Source organism: Rhodobacter capsulatus SB 1003 (assembly GCF_000021865.1).
Classification (GTDB): Bacteria; Pseudomonadota; Alphaproteobacteria; order Rhodobacterales; family Rhodobacteraceae; genus Rhodobacter; species Rhodobacter capsulatus_B.
Genome location: NC_014034.1, coordinates 2,665,377 through 2,684,071 on the forward strand (window position 1 = coordinate 2,665,377; position 18,695 = coordinate 2,684,071).

Below are 18,695 nucleotides of genomic sequence, written 5' to 3' on the forward strand. Positions count from 1 at the left end.
GCCTTTGCATCGCCGCGGGGGCCGGGCGTCAGTGGTCTTCGACGGCGTTGGCGCGGTCGATGATGAATTTCTTGCCGCAATAGGGGCAGCAGATCTCGCCGCTCTCGCGCGGGATGGTCAGCCAGACCTTGGGATGGCCCAAAGCGCCTTCACCGCCGTCGCAGGCACCTTTCCAATGGGTGACGACCTTGATTTCGGGGGCGTTCGGCATGGCTGGCTCCTGAGCGAGGCAAATGGGTCGGGCGGAGTTATGCGAAATAACGCCGCAGCACGCAAGCGTTCCGCGCGGGCCGCCGCCCGAAGCAAGGCCGGGGGCTTTGCCCCCCACAACGTTAAGGACGGGGGGCTTCGCCCCCCGGGCCCCCCAGCGTATTTGGGCCAAGAAAAAGCCGATGCCGTTTCTTCTTGGCCCAAATACGCCCTTTCGCGGGCGGGACCGGGAGTGCCTCAGTCAGTGCAGATCATCGGGCCGATGCAGCGCCCGGCCAGGATGTGGAGGTGGAAATGCGGCACTTCCTGCACGCCGTTTTCGCCCGCATTGGTGATGGCGCGGAAGCCCTTGCCCCCGGAATGGGCCTCGGCGCCGATCAGCTTCACCACCGCGGCGACGGCGCGGGTGAAATCGACGATCTCGGCCTCGGAGGCTTCGGCGCAGAAATGGTCATAGGTGACGTAAGCGCCCTTGGGGATCACCAGCACATGATCGGGCGCTTTCGGCGCGATGTCGCGGAAGGCCAGCGTGTGCTCCGTCTCCAGAACCGTGCGGTTGGGGATTTCGCCGCGCAGGATGCGGGCGAAGATGTTCGTGGTGTCATAGACATAGGCCAAGGGCGTTCTCCTCAATCGACAAACAGATAATCGGTCGCCGCGATCTGATGTGCAAGAGCGGGCGCGATGCCCAGAAAGGCCGCCAGCGGGACGGCATTCGCCTCGGGGCTGTCGTCCTGGCGCATCCGCAGCAAGACCGGAAAATCCGCGTCCTGCATCTGCTCGCTTTCGTGGCGCAGATCGCTGCGGATCGTCGGCAAGAGCCGCTCCAGCACCTCGGACGGGGTCGTCTCTCCCGCCAGCCCGACGCGGCGGGCATGGCCGATCAGATAGGCGTCGGTAAAGGTGCATTCGATCTCCAGCACCCGCACCGTGCATTTGTCGGCGGCGAAATCCCGCATCAGATCGATCGCCGCCGGATCGAGGCAGACCACCAGCCGGTCGGTCTGATGATGTTCGAACAGCATCCGCAACAGCGCCCGGCGATGGCGGTTGCGCTTGTCCAGCGAGCGCTCGATCCCGCCCAGATCGGGCAGGCCGCCGGATTCGTTGAAGATATACTCCACCGCCGCAAGGCCCGCCTGGCGCCGGACCTGCTCGACCAGACGCTTGGCCACATGCCATTTCTTGCACACGACCAGAAGCAGGGTGCGGTCGCGGCCAAGGCTGGCCTCGCGTTCCCAAAAGCGCGGCGCGAAGCGGCGCCCCTCGCGGCCGCGCCCGGTCAGGAAGCTGAACAGCACCCGCCCCTCGTTCGAGACGGTGAAGCTGACGTCGCGCCGGTCCCAAAGGGCGCCGAGGCGGTCCTTCAGCTCCTGCGCGTCGGGGCTGATCTTGCGCGCAAACAGGTAATCTTGCGACACAAGCAGGTCGTAATGGTCGTTGTAGAAGGTCACCGGCATGCCGTAATCGGTGAACATCAGAAAGGTCAGGGTGCGACGGCGGATCTCGGTCTCGGGGATCAGATGCGGCACGATGGTCTGAAAGAAGGTCTCGTCCGGGATCCAGGTGGTGCGGAAGAACCGCCGCACGTCGCGGCGGCGGGCGATGAACTCCAGCACCGCCTCGAGGGTGGTGCGGCGCAGGCACCACCATTGCGAGCCGATCATCATCTGCAGGTCTTCGGGCACCTTGCGGGTCAGGCCCAGCCGCTTTTGCCATTCGAAGGAGGTGTAGAACAGCGTCTTTTGCGTGCGTTCGTTGAACCAGTGCCGATAGGCGAGCCGTTCTTCCTTGAAGCCGGTCTTGATCCAGTCCGAGGCGTAGAAATCGAAACATTCGATGTAATCGGCCTCCTCGGCATCGAGGAAGCGATGCGCATAATCGGCGGATTTGATCTGCATGCAATCGCCCGAGAGCATGTAAAAATGCGTCGCCTGCGGAAAGGCCTCGAGCGCCGCTTCGGCCGCCGAGAGCGTCGCGGCGACCAGGCTCCATTCCCCCCAGCCGCATTTGTGCCGCCTGCGCGCGAAGGTGACGGCGGGATTGGTCTGCAGCGCGGCGCGGATCAGCGCGTAATCGTCGCGGCTGGCGCGGGCATCGAAATGAATCGCGACGAAATCCCCCGCCGAGGTCAGCCGTTCGGCCTGCGCGATGATCCCTTCGGGGTCCTTGTGGGTCAGCAGGATGAAGGCGATTTTTGCCATATTGGAAACAAGCCGTGCCAGTTAAGCCCTATTCGCCTAGATACCGTCAAAGGACATTGAAAAAACAGAGGTTCTTTGCTTCAAGGGTAGGAATTCTTGAAGAGTGGTGTGACAGGCTTGGCGCACTGCGACTGGAGGTTCACATCATGGGGTTTCCCGGCACCTGGATGACCGAGAGCGAAAGCGTCGTTTATCGGGTCGTTCCGAAATGCGCCTGCTCCTCGATCGGGCAGATCATGTTCTATTCCGATCACGGGCGGTTTTTCGACGGCGACATCCATGACAGCACGGCGGGGCTGCACAAGTGGAGCCAGGACGAAAGCCAAAAGCCGATCGAGGCGAATGTGAAGGCGCACAGATCCTATGCCTTCACCTGCGTGCGCAACCCCTATGCGCGGATCCTGTCGTCCTTCTTCGACAAGATCGCGGGGATTCAACGGAACGGCAAGCGCTACCGCGGCGCGCTGGTGCCGCAGCTCATTCAGAAATACGGCATCGATGTCGGCAGCCCGGAAAACGGCTTCGACTTCGATCAGGTGGCCTCGTTCCGCCGCTTTCTGCTGTTCGCGCGCGACACCATCCGCTGGCGCCGCCCGATGGAGCCCGACATCCACTGGTCGGCGATGTCGGGGCATATCGCCACTTTCATCGTCAACGGCGGGCGCTATGACCACATCTTCTTCACCGAGAAATTCGACGAGGGCATGCAGGTCGTCTTGAACAACATCCAGACGCGCCATCCGGTCGATCTGAAGGCGGTGCCGAAGTTCAACGAAAGCGAGGGCCACGGGCCGAAGCGGGCGCATCCGGTCTCGGCCTATTTCGACGATCTGTCCCGGCATCTGGTCTGGGAGATCTACCGCAAGGATTTTCAGCTGTTCAAATATGATTTCGACAATCCCGACAACAAGATGCCGGTGGGCGAGATCGATCTGGACGAGGTGCATGTGAAGCTGGGCGATTGAGACGGTGTTTCGGGCGGATCAGGAAAAGCACCGCTTTTCCCCGCCCGCCGCGCAGACGCATCCGCAAGACCGCCTGCCCCAAGCGATGTCAGAGGCCAGGGCCTGCCCCGGCGGGCGAGAAGCGCCCGCCATGGGCGGGGCGGGCGCTGGCAGAGTGCCTGAAGCACTCGGCGGCCACGGGGCAGCCGTTCCGCGTGACCTCGGCGATGGCCTCGGTCAAGAAGACCTCTCAGCCCCCCGCCCGCCGCGCCTCGAACAGCACCTGGCCGCGCGGCAGCATCCGGTCGTGTTTCGTCAGATCCCAACCCGGGGCGGCGGCCAGAACCTCGCGCTCCGGCACATGCCGGGGCGGACGGTCGGGATGGGTCACGACGCCATCGGGCTGACGAAAGGCCGCCCCCGCCTGCGCCTCGGGCGCCAGAAACACCGTGAACAGAAAGACTTCGAGCCGCGGGAACCGGGCCAGATTGGCCAGCGCCCGGCCCAGACAGTCATGCGGCAGATGCGGAAAGACCGCAAAGGCGATGGCATGGGTGATCGCCTCGGGCACGCCCGGAAAGGCGAAGGCGTCATCCTCGATCAGCTGCGCGGGGTCAAGCCGCGCCGGGTCCGCCAGCTCGGCCGCATGGCCCGCCAGCATCAGATCACGCGAGGCATCGGTGCCCCAGTAATGCCCCGGCTCGAGATAGGCGACGGCCTTGCAGCCAAGCCGCAAGGCCCCCGCCCCGATGTCGAGCAGATGATGGTGGGGCGCCAGCCCCCCCACCTCGCACAGCGCCGCCATCTGCGCCCGCCCGGTCTCGTCCCAGCGCCCGCCGACGATGGCCCGGTGCCGCCCCTCGGCCAGCGCCTTGCCGTAGAAATCCGGCGCCAGATAGGGCGAGCGGCCCATGGATCAGAGCAGCCCGGCCTGTTTGAACTGCGCCAGAATGTCGGTTTCCGGCCGCGCGCCGTAATGGCTGATCACCTCGGCCGCGGCAATGCAGCCCATCTTGCCCGCCACTTCAAGGCTTTGACCGGTGGCGATGCCATAAAGGAACCCGGCCGCGAACTGATCGCCCGCCCCCGTCGCATCGACCGGCACCACCCGGTTCACCGGCACTTCCACCCGTTCTTCGCCCCGGATCACCACCACATCGGCGCCCGAGCGGGTGCAGACCACCAGCCCGCATTCGGAGGCCGCCTGTTGCAGCGCGCTCTCCAGATCGGTCTGGTAGAGCGAGGCCCATTCATGTTCATTGCCCAGCGCGAAATCCATCTCGTCCCTGACCAGACGGCGGAAGCTGTCGCGATGCCGATCGACGCAGAACGGGTCGGAAAGCGAGATCCCGGCCCGCCCGCCGCCGCGGTGGCAGCCCTGCGCGGCTTTCAGGAACCCCGCCTTGCCGTGATCCTTGTCGAAAAGATAGCCCTCAAGGAACAGCATCTCGGTGTTCTCGACCACCTCAAGCGCCACATCCTCGGTCGAAAGCTCGGCCGAGATCCCCAGATAGGTGTTCATCGAGCGCTCGCCATCGGGCGTCACGAAGATCATCGAGCGCGACGAGGGCAGATCGGCGCCCTTCACCGGCGGGTTCGGGAAATCCGTGCCCTCGGCATTCAGCGCGGCCTTGTAGAAATGGCCCAAAGTGTCATCGGCGACGCGGCCGATGAAGGCCGCCGTCAGGCCAAGGTTGCCCAGCCCCGCGATCGTGTTGCCGACCGAGCCGCCGGGCGCCTCGGTCCGCTCGGCCATCGCGGCATAAAGCTTTTCGGCGCGCTCGCGCTCGATCAGCTGCATGATGCCCTTTTCGATGCCCATCGCGGCCAGGAATTCATCGTCACATTGCGCGATCACATCGACGATGGCGTTGCCGATGCCGACAATCTGGTATTTCTTCATGCGGTCTTCTCCTCGTAACGGCACAGATCCCGGATCAGGCAATCGGCGCAGCGGGGTTTGCGGGCGGTGCAGATGTAGCGCCCGTGCAGGATCAGCCAGTGATGCGCATGGCGCTGAAATTCCACCGGCACATTGTCTTCGATGGCGCGCTCGACCGCATCGACATCCTTGCCCGGACAGATGCCGCTGCGGTTGCCGACGCGGAAGATATGGGTATCGACCGCCTGCGCCGGGTGCCCCCAGCCCATGTTCAGAACGACATTCGCCGTCTTGCGCCCGACACCGGGCAGGCTGACCAGCGCCGCGCGCGAGGACGGCACCTGCCCGTCGAAGCGCTCGACCAGCAGACGGCTCAGCGCGATCACGTTCTTCGCCTTGGTGCGGTAAAGCCCGATCGACTTGATGTGATGGGTCAGGCCTTCCTCGCCCAGGGCCAGCATCTTTTGCGGCGTGTCGGCCACGGGCCAAAGCGCGCGCGTGGCCTTGTTCACCCCCACATCGGTCGCCTGCGCCGAGAGCGCGACCGCGACCAGCAGGGTAAAGGCGTTCACATGCTCCAGCTCGCCCTCGGGATGCGGATTGGCCTCCGCAAACCGGCGGAAGACCTCTTTCATCGTCGGATAATCAAGCTGTGCACCCATGGCCCCCTTCTGCCCGCCGTTCCCGCACGGGGCAAGAGGGCGCGCGCAGGATTAACCGAATTCGGCAATTTGCGGACAATTCGCCGCCGCCGTTAACGATTCGTTTGCCGTGACGCGGAAAGATGGGCGCGTATCTGCAGGTGCAGGAGGTCACATGGACTACGGTTATCCGGTTTCGGTGCTGGGCTTCGACGCCGAGCGCGGGCTTTGGTCGCTCGACCATGATTTCGACACCGCCACGATGCTCTGGCAGCTTGTGCATGGCGCCGACGGGTCCGAACTGCGCTCCGAACTGCGCGATGCGATGGGCCATGTCGTCGCCGCGGGGCAGATGACCGCCGATGTGCCGCTGGTGCTGCAAAAACCGGACGGCGGCATGATCCGGCTCGACCGGATCGAGATTGCCGGGGTGCTGTGCCTTTACATGGCCTCGGAGCCGCTGACCCCCGGCATCGATTACACCGAGGCCGAGCCCTTCGCCCTGCCCGCCCGCGCCGCCAGCCCCGAGGAAATCGCCGCCCTGCCCTGCCTGGGCACCGGCACGATGATCGCCACCGCCGAGGGCCCGGCGCCGATCGACTGGCTGCGCCCGGGCGACCGGGTGCTGACGCGCGACAACGGCTATCAGCCGCTTCTCTGGGTCGGCCAGCACACGATGCCGCGCCGCGCGCCGGCCGAAACCCGGCCGCTGCTGCTTTCCGCCGCCTGTTTCGGCGAGGCGCTGCCGGAACGCGACGTGCTGCTCTCGCCCGGGACCGGGGTGCTTCTGGCGGGGCATGAACTGGAACTCTGGTTCGGCGAATCCGAGATGTTCGCCAAGGCCCGTCACGCGCTGCCCAAGGCCGAGGCCGGGGCGGGGTCGCAAAAGCTCTACTCGATGCTGCTCGCCACCCCCGAGGTTGTGCTGGCCGAAGGGATGTGGGTCGGCTCGGTCCATGCCGATGCCGCCTATCTGTCGCTGCTGCCCGACCGCATCCGCGGCGCGATCAGCGCGCGCGTGACCGCGGGCCATGCCGATCCGGTCCGCGCCTGGCTTGAAGATTGGGAAGTGGCGATGTTCCGCCGCGAACGTCTGGCCCGCGCCCGCCGCGTCGCCGCCTGACCCGCCGAAACCGCAGCTTTCGGGTCGCCCGCAGCGTCCGAACCGGGCTAGGATGGCGCAACGAAAGGCGTGCCGATGTCCGACCCGATCCCGCTGGAAGACCGCTATCACTACCGCCTGATCGCCCGGGCGATCACCGAAATCGACGCCGCCCAGGCCGAGGCCCGGGCCGCGGGCCGCCCGGTGCAGATCCCGCTCGACGCGCTTGCGGCACGGCTGGGCCTGTCGGCGGCGCATTTCCAGCGCGTCTTTTCCGCCTGGGCCGGGGTCTCGCCGAAACGCTACACGCAATATCTCTCGCTCACGCTGGCGCGCGAGCTTTTGGCGCAAAAGCTGCCGCTTGATCAGGTCGCCGAGACGGCGGGGCTTTCCGCCCCCTCGCGGCTGCATGATCTGATCCTGCGCTGGGAGGCGATGACCCCGGGCGAATTCGCCGCGGGCGGGGCCGGGCTGGTGATCCGCTGGGGCCGGTTCGACAGCCCCTTCGGCCCGGTGCTGGGGTTCGGCACCGACCGCGGCCTGTGCGGCCTTGCCTTCACCGAGGAGATGGGCCCGGAGGCCGCCTTTGCCGACATGGTCGCGCGCTGGCCCGGCGCGCGGCTGACCGAGGACCCGGCGCCACTGGCAGGCTGGGTCGCGGCGGCCTTCGGCACCGGCGGCGAAGCGCGGCTTTGCGTCCTTGGCGCGCCGTTCCAGATCAAGGTCTGGGAGGCGCTTCTGGCCATCCCCTCGGGCGAGGTCCGCAGCTATTCCGACATCGCCGCGCGCATCGGCAGCCCGCGCGCGGTGCGGGCGGTGGGCACGGCGGTCGGGCGCAACCCGGTCGCGGTGCTGATCCCCTGCCACCGGGTGCTGCGCGCCTCGGGGGGGCTGGGCGGCTATCACTGGGGGCTGGGGCTGAAACGGGCGCTGCTGGCGCGCGAGGCGGCCAGACATGAGGCCGGGCATGGGGCCAGACACGAAGCCGGGCTCTGACCCTCTCGCCGGAATTTGATGCGCAAGAATCCGCCCAATGCGCAGAGGGCATGGAACCGCGACGAAAATCTGGGGTAGACTGGGGGCAACGGCCGCGATGGCCGCAAGCACAAGGGCAGATCCATGACCAAGACCTCCACCCTCCTTCTCGCCTGCACCGGGCTTTTCGCACTGGCCGCCTGCACCGAACCCTACAGCCAGGGCTACACCGGGTCGTCCAGCGCCGACCCCAATGCCAACATGCGCGGCGGCGCGATCACCGGGGCGCTGATCGGCGGCGTTCTGGGCGCCACCAGCAATGGCGACGAGAAACTGGAAAAGGCCGCCGCCGGGGCGATCGTCGGCGGGCTGATCGGCGGCGCCATCGGCAACCAGCTGGACAAGCAGGCGCAGGAGCTGCGCCGCGATCTGGACACCAACGGCGTCTCGGTCGTGCGTCAGGGCAACCAGCTGATCGTGACGATGCCGCAAGACGTGCTCTTTGCCGTCGACAGCGCCGCCGTGCGCCCCGATCTGCAACGCGATCTCTACACGCTCTCGGGCAGTCTGAACCGCTATCCCGACACCACCGTCGATGTCGTCGGCCACACCGATTCGGACGGCGATGCCGCCTATAACCAGCGCCTGTCGCAAGACCGCGCCAATGCGGTCGCCCGCATCCTGATCGGCGCCGGCGTGCCCTCCTATCGCGTCGTGGCTTACGGCCGCGGCGAGGAACAGCCGGTCGCCTCGAACCTCAGCGCCGCGGGCAAGGCGCAAAACCGCCGCGTCGAATTCATCATCCGTCCGAACCGGTAAGCAGCGCCCCGGACAACAGGCCGGGCTTCGCGCCCGGCCTGCCATTTCCCATTGCCCGTCTTTCCCATTGGTCATAGTTTCTGACCACGGGAGAGAGAAATGCCATTCCAGAAGATCGAATCCGAGAAACTTGCCTCGGCCGTCGTGCGTCAGATCGAAAATCTGATCGTCGAGGGCGTGCTGCGCCCCGGCGAACGGCTGCCGTCGGAACGCGAATTGTCCGAACGCCTTGCGGTGTCGCGGCCCTCGCTGCGCGAGGCGGTGGCGGAATTGCAGCAGGAAGGCCTGCTGACCACCCGCGCCGGATCGGGGATCTTCGTCGCCGAAGTGCTGGGCTCGGCGTTTTCGCCCGCGCTGATCCGGCTTTTCGCCCGCAACGATCAGGCGGTCTTCGACTATCTCGCCTTCCGGCGCGATCTGGAGGGGATGGCGGCGGAACGCGCGGCCAAGATGGGCTCGGACACCGATCTGAAGGTGATCGACGCGATCCTGACGCGGATGGAAACGGCCCATGGCAAGCGCAACCCCGCCGACGAGGCGGCGCTGGATGCGCAATTCCACATGGCGATCGTCGAGGCGAGCCACAACATCATCATGCTGCACATGATGCGGGCGATGTTCGACCTTTTGTCGGAAGGCGTGTTCTACAACCGCCAGATCATGTTCCGCAACCGCTCCACCCGCGAGGCGCTGCTGGAGCAGCACCGGGCGATCAACGCGGCGATTCAGGCGCGCGACGGCTTTGCCGCGCGGGCGGCGGTGGCGGCGCATATGGATTTCGTCGAAGTGGCGCTGACCGAGTTGCGCAAGGCCGAACGCCACGAGGCGCTGGCCCGGCTGCGGCTGCAACATCAAAGCGCGAAAGCGCCGTAACCGCGGCGCCGTCAGCCCCGCGGCGGCGGCGGCAGGGCCGGATCGCGCAGGCATTTCGCCAGCGGCAGCGCCTTCAGCCGGTCGATGAACCAGACCTCGCCCTCGGCGGCACGGCCGTAATCGCCCGCGGCGCAGGCGCAGCCATAGCCGTAAGACCCATTCGTCGCGACCCAGTCGTCGCCGAAATCGGCCTCCGACCAGTCCAGATTGTCCCAGCCGCCGACCTCGAGCGCGCCCTGCGCGGCGAACCACCAGTCCCCCTCGGCATCGGTCAGGTAGAAATTCCCCGGCGTCGGATTGACGAACCAGCCGCAGCGGGTTTCCGACCGCGCCTCGGCCAGGACCGCCCCCGCCCCCAGTCCCGTCCCCAGTCCGAAAGCCACGGCCAGCGCCACGATCTTACGCAATCAGACCGCCATCGCTGTCGTCGCCCGCCTCGATCAGCAGCCGGTCCATGTCGGGCACGGTGACGTGACGTTTCCCCTCCAGCTCGATCACCCCGTCGCGTTTGAGCGCGGACATCTGCCGGCTGACGGTCTCCAGCGTCAGGCCAAGATAATCCGCCATCGCCTCGCGCGTCAGCGGCAGATCGAAGCTCAGACGGCCGCGCATCTTGCGGTGACGAATCGACGCATCGCGGCGCGCGACGATCGACAGAAGCGAGGCGATCTTCTCGCGCGCGGTCTTGCGACCGAGCAAAAGCATCCATTCGCGCGCGGCATCGAGCTCGTCCAAAGTCATCTGCAACAGCCGCTGCGCGATGTGCGGCGTGCGCTCCATCATCTCCTCGAAGGGCTTGCGGCGGAAGCAGCACATCAGGATATCGGTCGTCGCGGTGACATTGTAAGCCGCCCGGTCGCGGCCGGGTCTTCCAACGAAATCAGAGGGTAAGAGCAATCCCACCATCTGCGTGCGACCATCTTCGAGGGTCTGGGTCAGGGTCGCGATCCCCGAGACGACCGAGGCCACGAAGTCCATCTTGTCGCCCGACCAGATCACCGTCTGCCCCGCTTCGAAGCTCCGGTAATACTTCGCGCCCTCGAGTTCATCGAGTTCGGAACTCTCGCATCTTGCGCAGACGGCCCGGTGCCTGATCGGGCAGTCTCCGCATTGCAGCGAGACCGGATGAGCGTCGTCGTGAGACATTGCCTTGCTTGATTTGGGACAATACTTTGTTCGCGTCGTGAAGGATACAATACGCCCATGAAACATGAATCGCAACTCGCCCGGCTCGGCCTCTTCGATGCCAAGGTGCCCCGCTACACCAGCTACCCGACTGCACCCCATTTCTCCAAGGATATCGGCCCCTCGCAGTTCATCGAGTGGATCGAGGCGATTCCGGCGGGGGCGTCGATCTCGCTTTACATGCACGTGCCCTTCTGTCGGCGCCTGTGCTGGTTCTGCGCCTGCCGCACCCAGGGCACGCAGACCGACGCGCCGGTGAAGACCTATGCCGAGACGCTGATCAAGGAAGTTGCGATGCTGAAATCGCATCTTGCCCCGGGCGTGAAGCTGTCGCGGCTGCATTGGGGCGGCGGCACCGCGACGCTGCTTCCGGCGGACTCGATGCGCAAGATCGCCGAGGCGGTCTTTGAGGCGGTGCCGCTGGGCGAGAATGGCGAATTCTCGGTCGAGATCGACCCGAACGAGATCGACGACGAACGCATGGATGCGCTGGCGCAATCGGGGATGAACCGGGCCTCGGTGGGCATTCAGGATTTCGACCCCTTCATCCAGTCGGTGATCGGCCGCGAACAGACCTTCGAAGTGACGAAGATGGTCGTCGACATGATCCGCGACCGCGGCATCAACAGCCTGAACGCCGACATCCTCTATGGGCTGCCGCATCAGACGCCGCAGAAGATGACCGAAAGCGTCGAAAAGGTGCTGTCGCTGAAACCCGACCGTGTCGCCTTCTACGGCTATGCCCATGTGCCGTGGATGTCGCGTCGGCAATCGCTCATTCCGTCGGAAAACCTGCCGACCCCGCCCGAGCGGCTGGAGCTGTTCCACCTCTCGCGCGAGCTGTTCACCAAGGCGGGCTATGACGTGATCGGCATCGACCACTTCGCGCTGCCGCATGACGGGCTGGCCACCGCGCTGAAAGCGGGCAAGCTGCGCCGCAACTTCCAGGGCTATACCGACGATCAGGCCGAGGCCCTGGTGGGGCTGGGCGCCTCGTCGATCTCGCGCTTCCCGCAGGGCTTTGCGCAGAACGAAAGCCCGACCGGCACCTATACGGCGGCGATCCGCGAGGGCAAGTTCTCGACCCACCGCGGCTTTGTCTTCTCGAAGGAAGACCTGATGCGCGGCCGTCTGATCGAGATGCTGATGTGCGACTTCAAGGCCGACAAGGCGGAACTTGTCAGCCAATGGGGCGCCGATCCGGCGGTTCTGGATGCCGAATTCGCCGCTTGCGTGGCGAAATTCGAAGACATGGTGGTGGTGACCGAAGCGGGGCTGGAAATCCCCGAACAGGGCCGGCCGCTGACGCGGATGATCGCGCGTCATTTCGATGCCTATGACCTCTCGAAAGCCGGGCACAGCTCGGCGATCTGAGGCGCTTCCATAACAAGGGAAGGGCAGACTGGGCGCCGCAAGGCGCCCATTTCTTTTCCCGCCGCTTCGGGCTGGTATTTCGGCGCAAAGGGCGTAAACTGGCCGAAACCAGCACAGGAGGGATGTTTGTCGGATCTTGCGCGCCTCCGGGCCGGGGTTTTCCGGGCGGTCTGACCGCCGAAGCCTCGTGCCCCCTGAATGTCACCGGCGCCCTGGCGCCTGTCTTTCAGTGTCCTGCGAGGATCACCTTGATGACCGACACGTTCCCGCTCGCCGAGCTCGGCTGGGCGTCCGATTTCCTGCGTCAACTCACGCTTGACGAACTTGCCACCCTCACCCCCTGCCGCATCAGCGCGGTGCATCGCAGCCGGATCGAGGCGCTGTGCCCGACCGGGCCGCTCTCGCTTCTCCCGCCCGCGGGGCTCTCCACCGCCGAAATCGCCGTCGGCGATTGGGGCTTGTGTGACGGGACCCGGCTTTTGCGCCTGCTCGCGCGGCGCAGCACGCTGGCCCGCCGCGCCGCGGGCACCGGGGCGGACCGGCAGCTGATCGCCGCCAATGTCGACACGCTCTTCATCGTCACCTCCTGCAACGCCGATTTCAACCCGGCCCGGATCGAGCGCTATCTGGCGCTCGCCCGCGCCGCCGGGGTTGCCCCGGTGCTGGTGCTGACCAAGGCCGACATCGCCCCCGACCCCGCGGCCTGGCAGGACCGCGCCGCAATGATCGACCGCCGCGTGCCGGTCGTGGCGCTGGACGCCCGCGCCCCGGGGGATCGGCTGGCGGACTGGTGCCGACCGGGGCAGACGGTGGCGCTGCTCGGCTCTTCGGGGGTCGGAAAGACCACGCTTGCCAATGCCTTGACCGGCGCGGATCAGGCCACGGCGGCGATCCGCGAAGACGATGCGAAGGGCCGCCACACCACCACCGGGCGGCATCTGCACCGGCTCGTGCAGGGCGGCTGGCTGATCGACACGCCCGGCATGCGGGAATTGCGGCTCAGCGATGCCGGGGCGGGGATCGCCGCGACCTTCGACGATCTCGACACGCTGGCGGGGGCATGCCGCTTTGCCGATTGCCGCCATCAGACCGAGCCCGGCTGCGCGGTGCAGGCGGCGATCGCCGCGGGGACGGTCGATCCGGCGCGGCTGGGGCGCTGGCAAAAGCTGCGCCGCGAGGACCGGATCAATTCCGAAACCCTGGCCGAGGCCCATGCCCGCGACCGCGCCTTCGGCAAGATGACCCGGGCGGCGCTGCGCGACAAATCCCGGCTGCGCGGCGACTGACGCCGGTTCGGGGGCCGGTGGGGGCATCGCCCCACCGCGCCCGACGCGCGGCGGGCTTGCCCGCCCAAGGAGGGCGCCCCCGGATCTCAGCGCAACGTGCCGCCCGCCGTCTCGACAAAGCGGATCAGCCGCGGCAGGCACCGGCTTTCCAGATCATATTTCGCCACCACCGAGGCCCGCGCCGCCCGGCGCATCTCCAGGTAAGCCTCGGGCCGCGCCAGCGCATCGGTCAGCGCCGCCGACCAGCCCTTGATGTCGAAGAAATCGACCAGCCGCCCGTTCACCCCGTCCTCGATCACCTCGCGCAACGGCGCCGTGTCCGACCCCACCACCATCGCCCCCGCCGACATCGCCTCCATCAAGGACCAGCTGAGCACGAAGGGATAGGTCAGATAGGCATGCACCCGGCCGATCTGCATGATCGCGATGAAATCCTGATACGGAACCCGGCCCAGAAAATGCACCCGGCGCAGATCCAGCCGATCCTTCACCTCGTCCAGAAACTTCTGCTTCCACGAGCCCTCGGGCGGGGCGGCGCCATAGCTTTGCCCCTCTTCGCCGATGATCAGCACCTGCGCCGCGGGCCGCGCCGCCAGCACCTCGGGCAGCGCCCGCATGAAAGTGTGATAGCCGCGGTAAGGTTCAAGCGAGCGGTTGATGAAGGTCACCACCTCGTCGCCCGCGCAAAGCGTCAAGCCGGTGCCCGGCACGGTGTAACGCGCCGCGGGGTTCGGCACCAGCCGCGCCGTGTTCACCCCGTCATGACAGATGGTGATCTTGGCGCGCAATTCGGGCGGAAAGGTCGAGGCCTGAAATTCCGTGGGCGAGAGCGCGGCATCGGCCTGAACGATCGACTGGATCAGATGCGCCGAGCGCGCCGTGGTCGAAATCCGGCTTTCCAGCCCGGGCTTGGCAAATTCCGGGTCGAAATCGGTATCAAGCCCGGTGGTCTTGTACATCAGCTCGGCATAGACGAGCAGTTTCGCCTCGGGCCAGACTTCGCGCAGGAACAGGGTCTCGCCCCAGCCCGGATGGCCAAAGATCACATCGGGCACATAATCGTGTTGGCTGCGCAGCTGCCGCGCCGCAAAGGCCGCGCGCAGGCCCCGCTCGCTGACCTCGGCATACATTTTCGTCAGCCGCGGCTCCAGCGTCACCTCGGCGGGCTTGCGGTATTTCACCACCTTCACCGGCGCGGGGCGGTTGTTGGTTTCGGTCGTCAGCGCCAGAATGTCGTGGCCGCGCGCGGCCAGCGCCGGGGCAAGATGCGGAAACTGGCCGGGGAAATTCTGATGGACGAACAGGATCTTCATGCGGGTTTTCCCAAAGCCGCGGCGATCAGCGCGCGGGTATAGTCGGTCGTCGGCTGCTCGAAGATCTGCGCCGCGGGACCGGCCTCGACCACGTCGCCTTCCTTCATCACCATGATCTTGTGGGCCATCGCCCGCACCACCCGCAGATCGTGGCTGATGAAAAGATAGGCCAGCCCGTGCCGGCGCTGCAGATCGCGCAACAGATCGACGATCTGCACCTGCACCGTCATGTCCAGCGCCGAGGTCGGTTCATCCAGCACAACGACGCGCGGGCGCAGGATCATCGCCCGGGCAATCGCGATGCGCTGGCGCTGGCCGCCGGAAAATTCATGCGGATAGCGCGCCATCGCGGCGGGATCGAGCCCGACCTCGGCCATGATCTCGGCCACCATCTCGCGCCGGTTGCGCCCCGGCGCGACCCCATGCACGCCCAGCCCCTCGGCGATGATCTGCTCAATCGTCATGCGGGGCGACAGGCTGCCGAACGGGTCCTGAAACACGATCTGCATGTCGCGGCGCAGCGGCCGCAGCTGTTTTGCCTGCCAGCGCGAAATATCCTGCCCGGCAAAGCGGATCGGCCCCTCGCTCTCGATCAGCCGCATCAGGGCCAGCGCCAGCGTGGTTTTCCCCGAACCGGATTCCCCCACGATGCCAAGGGTTTCCCCCGCCCGCACCGTCAGGCTGGCCTCCTTGACTGCCTTGATGTGGCCCACGGTGCGGCGCAAGAGCCCGCGCTTGATCGGAAACCAGACCTTCAGCGCCTCGGCCTGCAAAAGGGGTTCGGCCTGCGCGGACACCGGCTCGGCCCGGCCCACGGGTTCGGCGGCGAGCAGCTTTTTCGTGTAGGCGTGCTGCGGATTGGCGAAAATCGCCGCGGTCGGGCCCTGTTCGACAATCTCGCCCTGGCACATCACGCAGACCCGGTCGGCGATGCGGCGCACCACCCCCAGATCATGGCTGATGAAGAGAAGGCTCATCCCCAGATCGCGTTTCAGTTCCGCCAGAAGCTCGAGGATCTGCGCCTGGATCGTCACATCGAGCGCCGTCGTCGGTTCATCCGCCACCAGCAGTTCCGGCCCGTTCGCCAGCGCCATCGCGATCATCACGCGTTGCCGCTGCCCGCCCGACAGCTGATGCGGCAGATCCGCAAGACGGCTTTCCGGGTTCGAAATGCCGACCCGGGTCAACAGCTCGATGATCCGCGCCCGCGCCGGGGCGCCGGTCAGCCCCTGATGCAGCGCCAGGCTCTCGCCGATCTGTTTTTCGATCGAATGCAGGGGGTTGAGCGAGGTCATCGGCTCTTGGAAGATGAAGCTGATGTCATTGCCGCGCACCGCGCGCAAGCTCGCTTCATCGGCCCCGACCATTTCCCGGCCCAGATAGGTGACCGAGCCCGTGACCCGCGCATTCGGCCCCAGAAGCGACACCGTGGACAGCGCCGTGACCGACTTGCCCGAGCCGGATTCCCCCACCAGCGCCACGGTTTCGCCCTTGGCCACGGTGAAGCTGACCCCCTTGACGGCGGGGATCTCGCGCCCCTCCTGGCGGAAGCTGACGCGCAGGTTTTCGACAGAAAGAACGGCAGTCATTTGAACACCTTGCGCGGGTCAAAGGCATCGCGCAGGCCCTCGAACACGAAGACGAGCAGCGACAGCATGGTGGCGAAGGTGACGAAGGCGGTAAAGGCCAGCCAGGGCGCCTGCAGATGCTGTTTCGCCTGCAGCGCCAGTTCCCCAAGCGAGGGCGCCGAGGAGGGCAGCCCGTAGCCGAGGTAATCAAGCGTCGCCAGCCCCGAGATCGCCCCGGTGATGACGAAAGGCAGCATGGTGATGGTGGCGACCATCGCATTGGGCAGGATGTGGCGGACCATGATCACGCGGTCGGAAACCCCAAGCGCACGGGCGGCGCGGACATATTCGAAATTGCGCGCGCGCAGGAACTCGGCCCGCACCACGCCGGTCAGCGCGGGCCAGCCAAAGAGGATCGTGACCCCCACAAGCAGCCAGAAGCTGCGCCCCAGAATCGCGAACAGGATGATGATGACGTAAAGCGACGGGGTGGAGGACCAGATTTCCAGAAGCCGCTGGAAGATCAGATCGACCTTGCCGCCGAAATAGCCCTGCACCGCCCCGGCGGCGATGCCAAGGACGGAGGAGACCGAGGCGACGATCAGTGCAAAGGCGACCGAAATGCGGAACCCATAGATCACCCGGGCCGCCACATCGCGCGCGGTGTCGTCGGTGCCCAGCCAGTGGTCGCGATCGGGGGCCGAGGGCGCGGTGCCGACATCGTTGATCGTGCGGTAGTGATAGGGGATCACCGGCCAGATCATCCAGCCCTTTTCAACGGCTTCGCCGCCGACGGTACCACGGGTCTCGGCCTCTTTCCGGGTCTCCTCGGGGGTATCCCAGCATTCTTGCCGCCCGCCGGTGACGATCAGGCATTGCACGGCGGGATCGGTGTAGATCGCCTCGGTGCGGAAATCGCCGCCAAAGGCGGTTTCGGGGTAGAACTGATAGACCGGAAAGAAGAATTCGCCGCGATAGCGCACCACGATCGGGTGATCATTGGCGATCAGCTCGGCGAAAAGCGACAGGAGGAACAGCGTCGCAAAGACGATCAGCGACCAGAAGGCGCGGCGGTTGGCGCGAAAGTTGCGCCAGCGGCGCTGGGCCAGGGGGGACAGGGGCATCAACCGGCCCTCCGCTCGAAGTCGATGCGCGGATCGACAAGGGTATAGGTGATGTCAGAGAGGATCCCGATCACCAGCGAAATCAGCCCGAAGGCGTAAAGCGATCCGAAAACAACGGGATAGTCGCGCTCGACCGCGGCCTGATAGCCCAGCAGGCCCAGCCCGTCGAGCGAGAACATCGTCTCGATGATCAGCGAGCCGGAAAAGAGCACCGACAGGAACAGGCCCGGAAACCCGGCGATGACGATCAGCATGGCGTTGCGAAAGACATGGCCGTAAAGCACGCGAGATTCCGTCAGCCCCTTGGCGCGGGCGGTCATCACATATTGCTTGTTGATCTCGTCCAGAAAGGAATTCTTCGTCAACAGCGTCAGCGTGACGAAGCTTGACAGCGTGATCGCGATGGTGGGCAGGCAGATGTGCCAGAGGTAATCGAGCACCTTGCCGCCCAGCGACAGCGTCTCGAAATCATCGGACGTCAGCCCGCGCAGCGGGAAGATCTTCCAGTAGCTGCCGCCCGCGAAAAGCACCATCAAAAGCACGGAAAACACAAGCGTCGGAATGGCATAGGCAACGATGATCGCCGCCGAGGTCCAGGTGTCGAAGCTGGTGCCGTCCTTCACCGCCTTGCGGATGCCCAAGGGGATCGAGATCAGATAGGCCAGCAGCGTCGACCAGAGCCCCAGCGAGATCGAGACGGGCAGTTTCTCGATCACCAGATCGACCACCGACTTGTTCTTGAAGAAACTCTCGCCGAAATCGAAGACCAGATAATCGCCGATCATCTTGAAAAAGCGTTCATGCGCCGGGATCTTTTCGCGCGTGCAGGCTGGGTCCTTCAGGTTCGGCGTGCCGGTGAAGCCCGGGGCGCAGGTGATGCGCGAAAAGCCCATCTGCACCTCGAGCTGCGCCAGCAGATCGGGGGAAATCCCCCGCGCGCCCTGATAGCCCATGTCCTCGGCCGATTGGCCCTGCCCGGCATCGGCGCCGCCGGTCAGGTTGCGCGTCGCATCGGACTCGCCCTGCACCCGGGCGATGATGCTTTCGATCGGCCCCCCGGGCACGAATTGCGTCAGCGCGAAATTGATCAGCATGATGCCGAAAAGCGTCGGCAAAACCAGCATCAACCGCCGCAGGATATAGGCGCCCATCGTTCCCTTGCCTTGCACTTTTGCAACATTCTGGCGGGCCTGAA

19 protein-coding genes are annotated in these 18,695 nt (G+C 65.9%); 7 read left to right on the plus strand and 12 right to left on the minus strand.

Features of this window, described 5'->3' with window-relative positions:
- Window positions 1-28 precede the first annotated feature (28 nt).
- The 3 genes from RCAP_RS12285 to RCAP_RS12295 form a co-directional block, all read right to left on the minus strand.
- Window positions 29-211 carry a zinc-finger domain-containing protein gene (locus RCAP_RS12285; protein WP_013068190.1) on the minus strand — a complete coding sequence of 61 codons (183 nt, stop codon included), beginning with the start codon at window positions 209-211 and terminating at the stop codon, window positions 29-31.
- Window positions 212-447: 236 nt separating this feature from the next.
- The gene (locus RCAP_RS12290; protein WP_013068191.1) at window positions 448-828 is read right to left on the minus strand and encodes an HIT domain-containing protein; all 381 of its coding nucleotides are present in this window, start codon (window positions 826-828) and stop codon (window positions 448-450) included.
- Between the two features lie 11 nt (window positions 829-839).
- Window positions 840-2,414: a DUF5928 domain-containing protein gene (locus tag RCAP_RS12295; protein WP_013068192.1), complete on the minus strand. Its 1,575-nt coding sequence runs from the start codon at window positions 2,412-2,414 to the stop codon at window positions 840-842.
- 146 nt (window positions 2,415-2,560) lie between these two features.
- Between RCAP_RS12295 and RCAP_RS12300 the strand changes: the two genes are divergently transcribed.
- Complete coding sequence (locus tag RCAP_RS12300; protein WP_013068193.1) at window positions 2,561-3,379, plus strand: sulfotransferase family protein; 819 nt, start codon at window positions 2,561-2,563, stop codon at window positions 3,377-3,379.
- Between the two features lie 229 nt (window positions 3,380-3,608).
- Here RCAP_RS12300 and RCAP_RS12305 read toward each other — a convergent pair whose 3' ends face one another.
- From RCAP_RS12305 to nth, 3 genes are read right to left on the minus strand one after another with little or no spacing between them, the layout of a single operon-like run.
- A complete protein-coding gene (locus tag RCAP_RS12305) occupies window positions 3,609-4,271 on the minus strand; it encodes a class I SAM-dependent methyltransferase (protein ID WP_013068194.1) in 663 nt (220 codons plus the stop codon).
- 3 nt (window positions 4,272-4,274) lie between these two features.
- Window positions 4,275-5,261: an adenosine kinase gene (locus RCAP_RS12310; protein ID WP_013068195.1), complete on the minus strand. Its 987-nt coding sequence runs from the start codon at window positions 5,259-5,261 to the stop codon at window positions 4,275-4,277.
- Complete coding sequence (gene nth / locus RCAP_RS12315; protein WP_013068196.1) at window positions 5,258-5,902, minus strand: endonuclease III; 645 nt, start codon at window positions 5,900-5,902, stop codon at window positions 5,258-5,260. The genes RCAP_RS12310 and nth overlap by 4 nt, the downstream gene beginning before the upstream one ends.
- A 154-nt stretch (window positions 5,903-6,056) precedes the next feature.
- On the opposite strand from nth, the gene RCAP_RS18595 reads away from it, so the two are divergent.
- The 4 genes from RCAP_RS18595 (at window position 6,057) to RCAP_RS12335 (ending at window position 9,650) form a co-directional block, all read left to right on the plus strand.
- On the plus strand, window positions 6,057-7,004 hold the full coding sequence (locus RCAP_RS18595) for a Hint domain-containing protein (protein ID WP_013068197.1): 948 nt from the start codon (window positions 6,057-6,059) through the stop codon (window positions 7,002-7,004).
- A 75-nt stretch (window positions 7,005-7,079) separates the two neighbouring features.
- Window positions 7,080-7,979 carry a methylated-DNA--[protein]-cysteine S-methyltransferase gene (locus RCAP_RS12325; protein ID WP_013068198.1) on the plus strand — a complete coding sequence of 300 codons (900 nt, stop codon included), beginning with the start codon at window positions 7,080-7,082 and terminating at the stop codon, window positions 7,977-7,979.
- 123 nt (window positions 7,980-8,102) lie between these two features.
- A complete protein-coding gene (locus tag RCAP_RS12330) occupies window positions 8,103-8,777 on the plus strand; it encodes an OmpA family protein (protein WP_013068199.1) in 675 nt (224 codons plus the stop codon).
- 99 nt (window positions 8,778-8,876) lie between these two features.
- A complete protein-coding gene (locus tag RCAP_RS12335; protein WP_013068200.1) occupies window positions 8,877-9,650 on the plus strand; it encodes a FadR/GntR family transcriptional regulator in 774 nt (257 codons plus the stop codon).
- 11 nt (window positions 9,651-9,661) lie between these two features.
- Here RCAP_RS12335 and RCAP_RS12340 read toward each other — a convergent pair whose 3' ends face one another.
- Both RCAP_RS12340 and fnrL read right to left on the minus strand, forming a co-directional pair.
- A complete protein-coding gene (locus tag RCAP_RS12340; protein ID WP_198525885.1) occupies window positions 9,662-10,057 on the minus strand; it encodes a DUF4087 domain-containing protein in 396 nt (131 codons plus the stop codon).
- Window positions 10,050-10,796: a transcriptional regulator FnrL gene (gene fnrL / locus RCAP_RS12345; protein WP_013068202.1), complete on the minus strand. Its 747-nt coding sequence runs from the start codon at window positions 10,794-10,796 to the stop codon at window positions 10,050-10,052. The genes RCAP_RS12340 and fnrL overlap by 8 nt, the downstream gene beginning before the upstream one ends.
- A gap of 57 nt (window positions 10,797-10,853) precedes the next feature.
- Between fnrL and hemN the strand changes: the two genes are divergently transcribed.
- The gene (gene hemN, locus RCAP_RS12350) at window positions 10,854-12,209 is read left to right on the plus strand and encodes an oxygen-independent coproporphyrinogen III oxidase (RefSeq protein WP_013068203.1); all 1,356 of its coding nucleotides are present in this window, start codon (window positions 10,854-10,856) and stop codon (window positions 12,207-12,209) included.
- Window positions 12,210-12,460: 251 nt separating this feature from the next.
- On the plus strand, window positions 12,461-13,495 hold the full coding sequence (rsgA, locus tag RCAP_RS12355) for a ribosome small subunit-dependent GTPase A (RefSeq protein WP_013068204.1): 1,035 nt from the start codon (window positions 12,461-12,463) through the stop codon (window positions 13,493-13,495).
- 86 nt (window positions 13,496-13,581) lie between these two features.
- Here the strand turns inward: rsgA and RCAP_RS12360 are convergent, their stop codons facing one another.
- Genes RCAP_RS12360 through RCAP_RS12375 form a run of 4 tightly spaced genes read right to left on the minus strand, consistent with a single transcriptional unit; the run spans window position 13,582 to window position 18,651 of the window.
- On the minus strand, window positions 13,582-14,808 hold the full coding sequence (locus RCAP_RS12360; protein ID WP_013068205.1) for a glycosyltransferase: 1,227 nt from the start codon (window positions 14,806-14,808) through the stop codon (window positions 13,582-13,584).
- A complete protein-coding gene (locus RCAP_RS12365) occupies window positions 14,805-16,397 on the minus strand; it encodes an ABC transporter ATP-binding protein (protein WP_013068206.1) in 1,593 nt (530 codons plus the stop codon). The genes RCAP_RS12360 and RCAP_RS12365 overlap by 4 nt, the downstream gene beginning before the upstream one ends.
- A complete protein-coding gene (locus tag RCAP_RS12370; protein ID WP_013068207.1) occupies window positions 16,394-17,500 on the minus strand; it encodes an ABC transporter permease in 1,107 nt (368 codons plus the stop codon). Before RCAP_RS12370 ends, RCAP_RS12365 begins: the two co-directional genes overlap by 4 nt.
- Entirely contained in the window at window positions 17,500-18,651 is a 1,152-nt protein-coding gene (locus RCAP_RS12375; protein WP_013068208.1) for a microcin C ABC transporter permease YejB, read from the minus strand. The genes RCAP_RS12370 and RCAP_RS12375 overlap by 1 nt, the downstream gene beginning before the upstream one ends.
- Window positions 18,652-18,695: the final 44 nt, after the last annotated feature.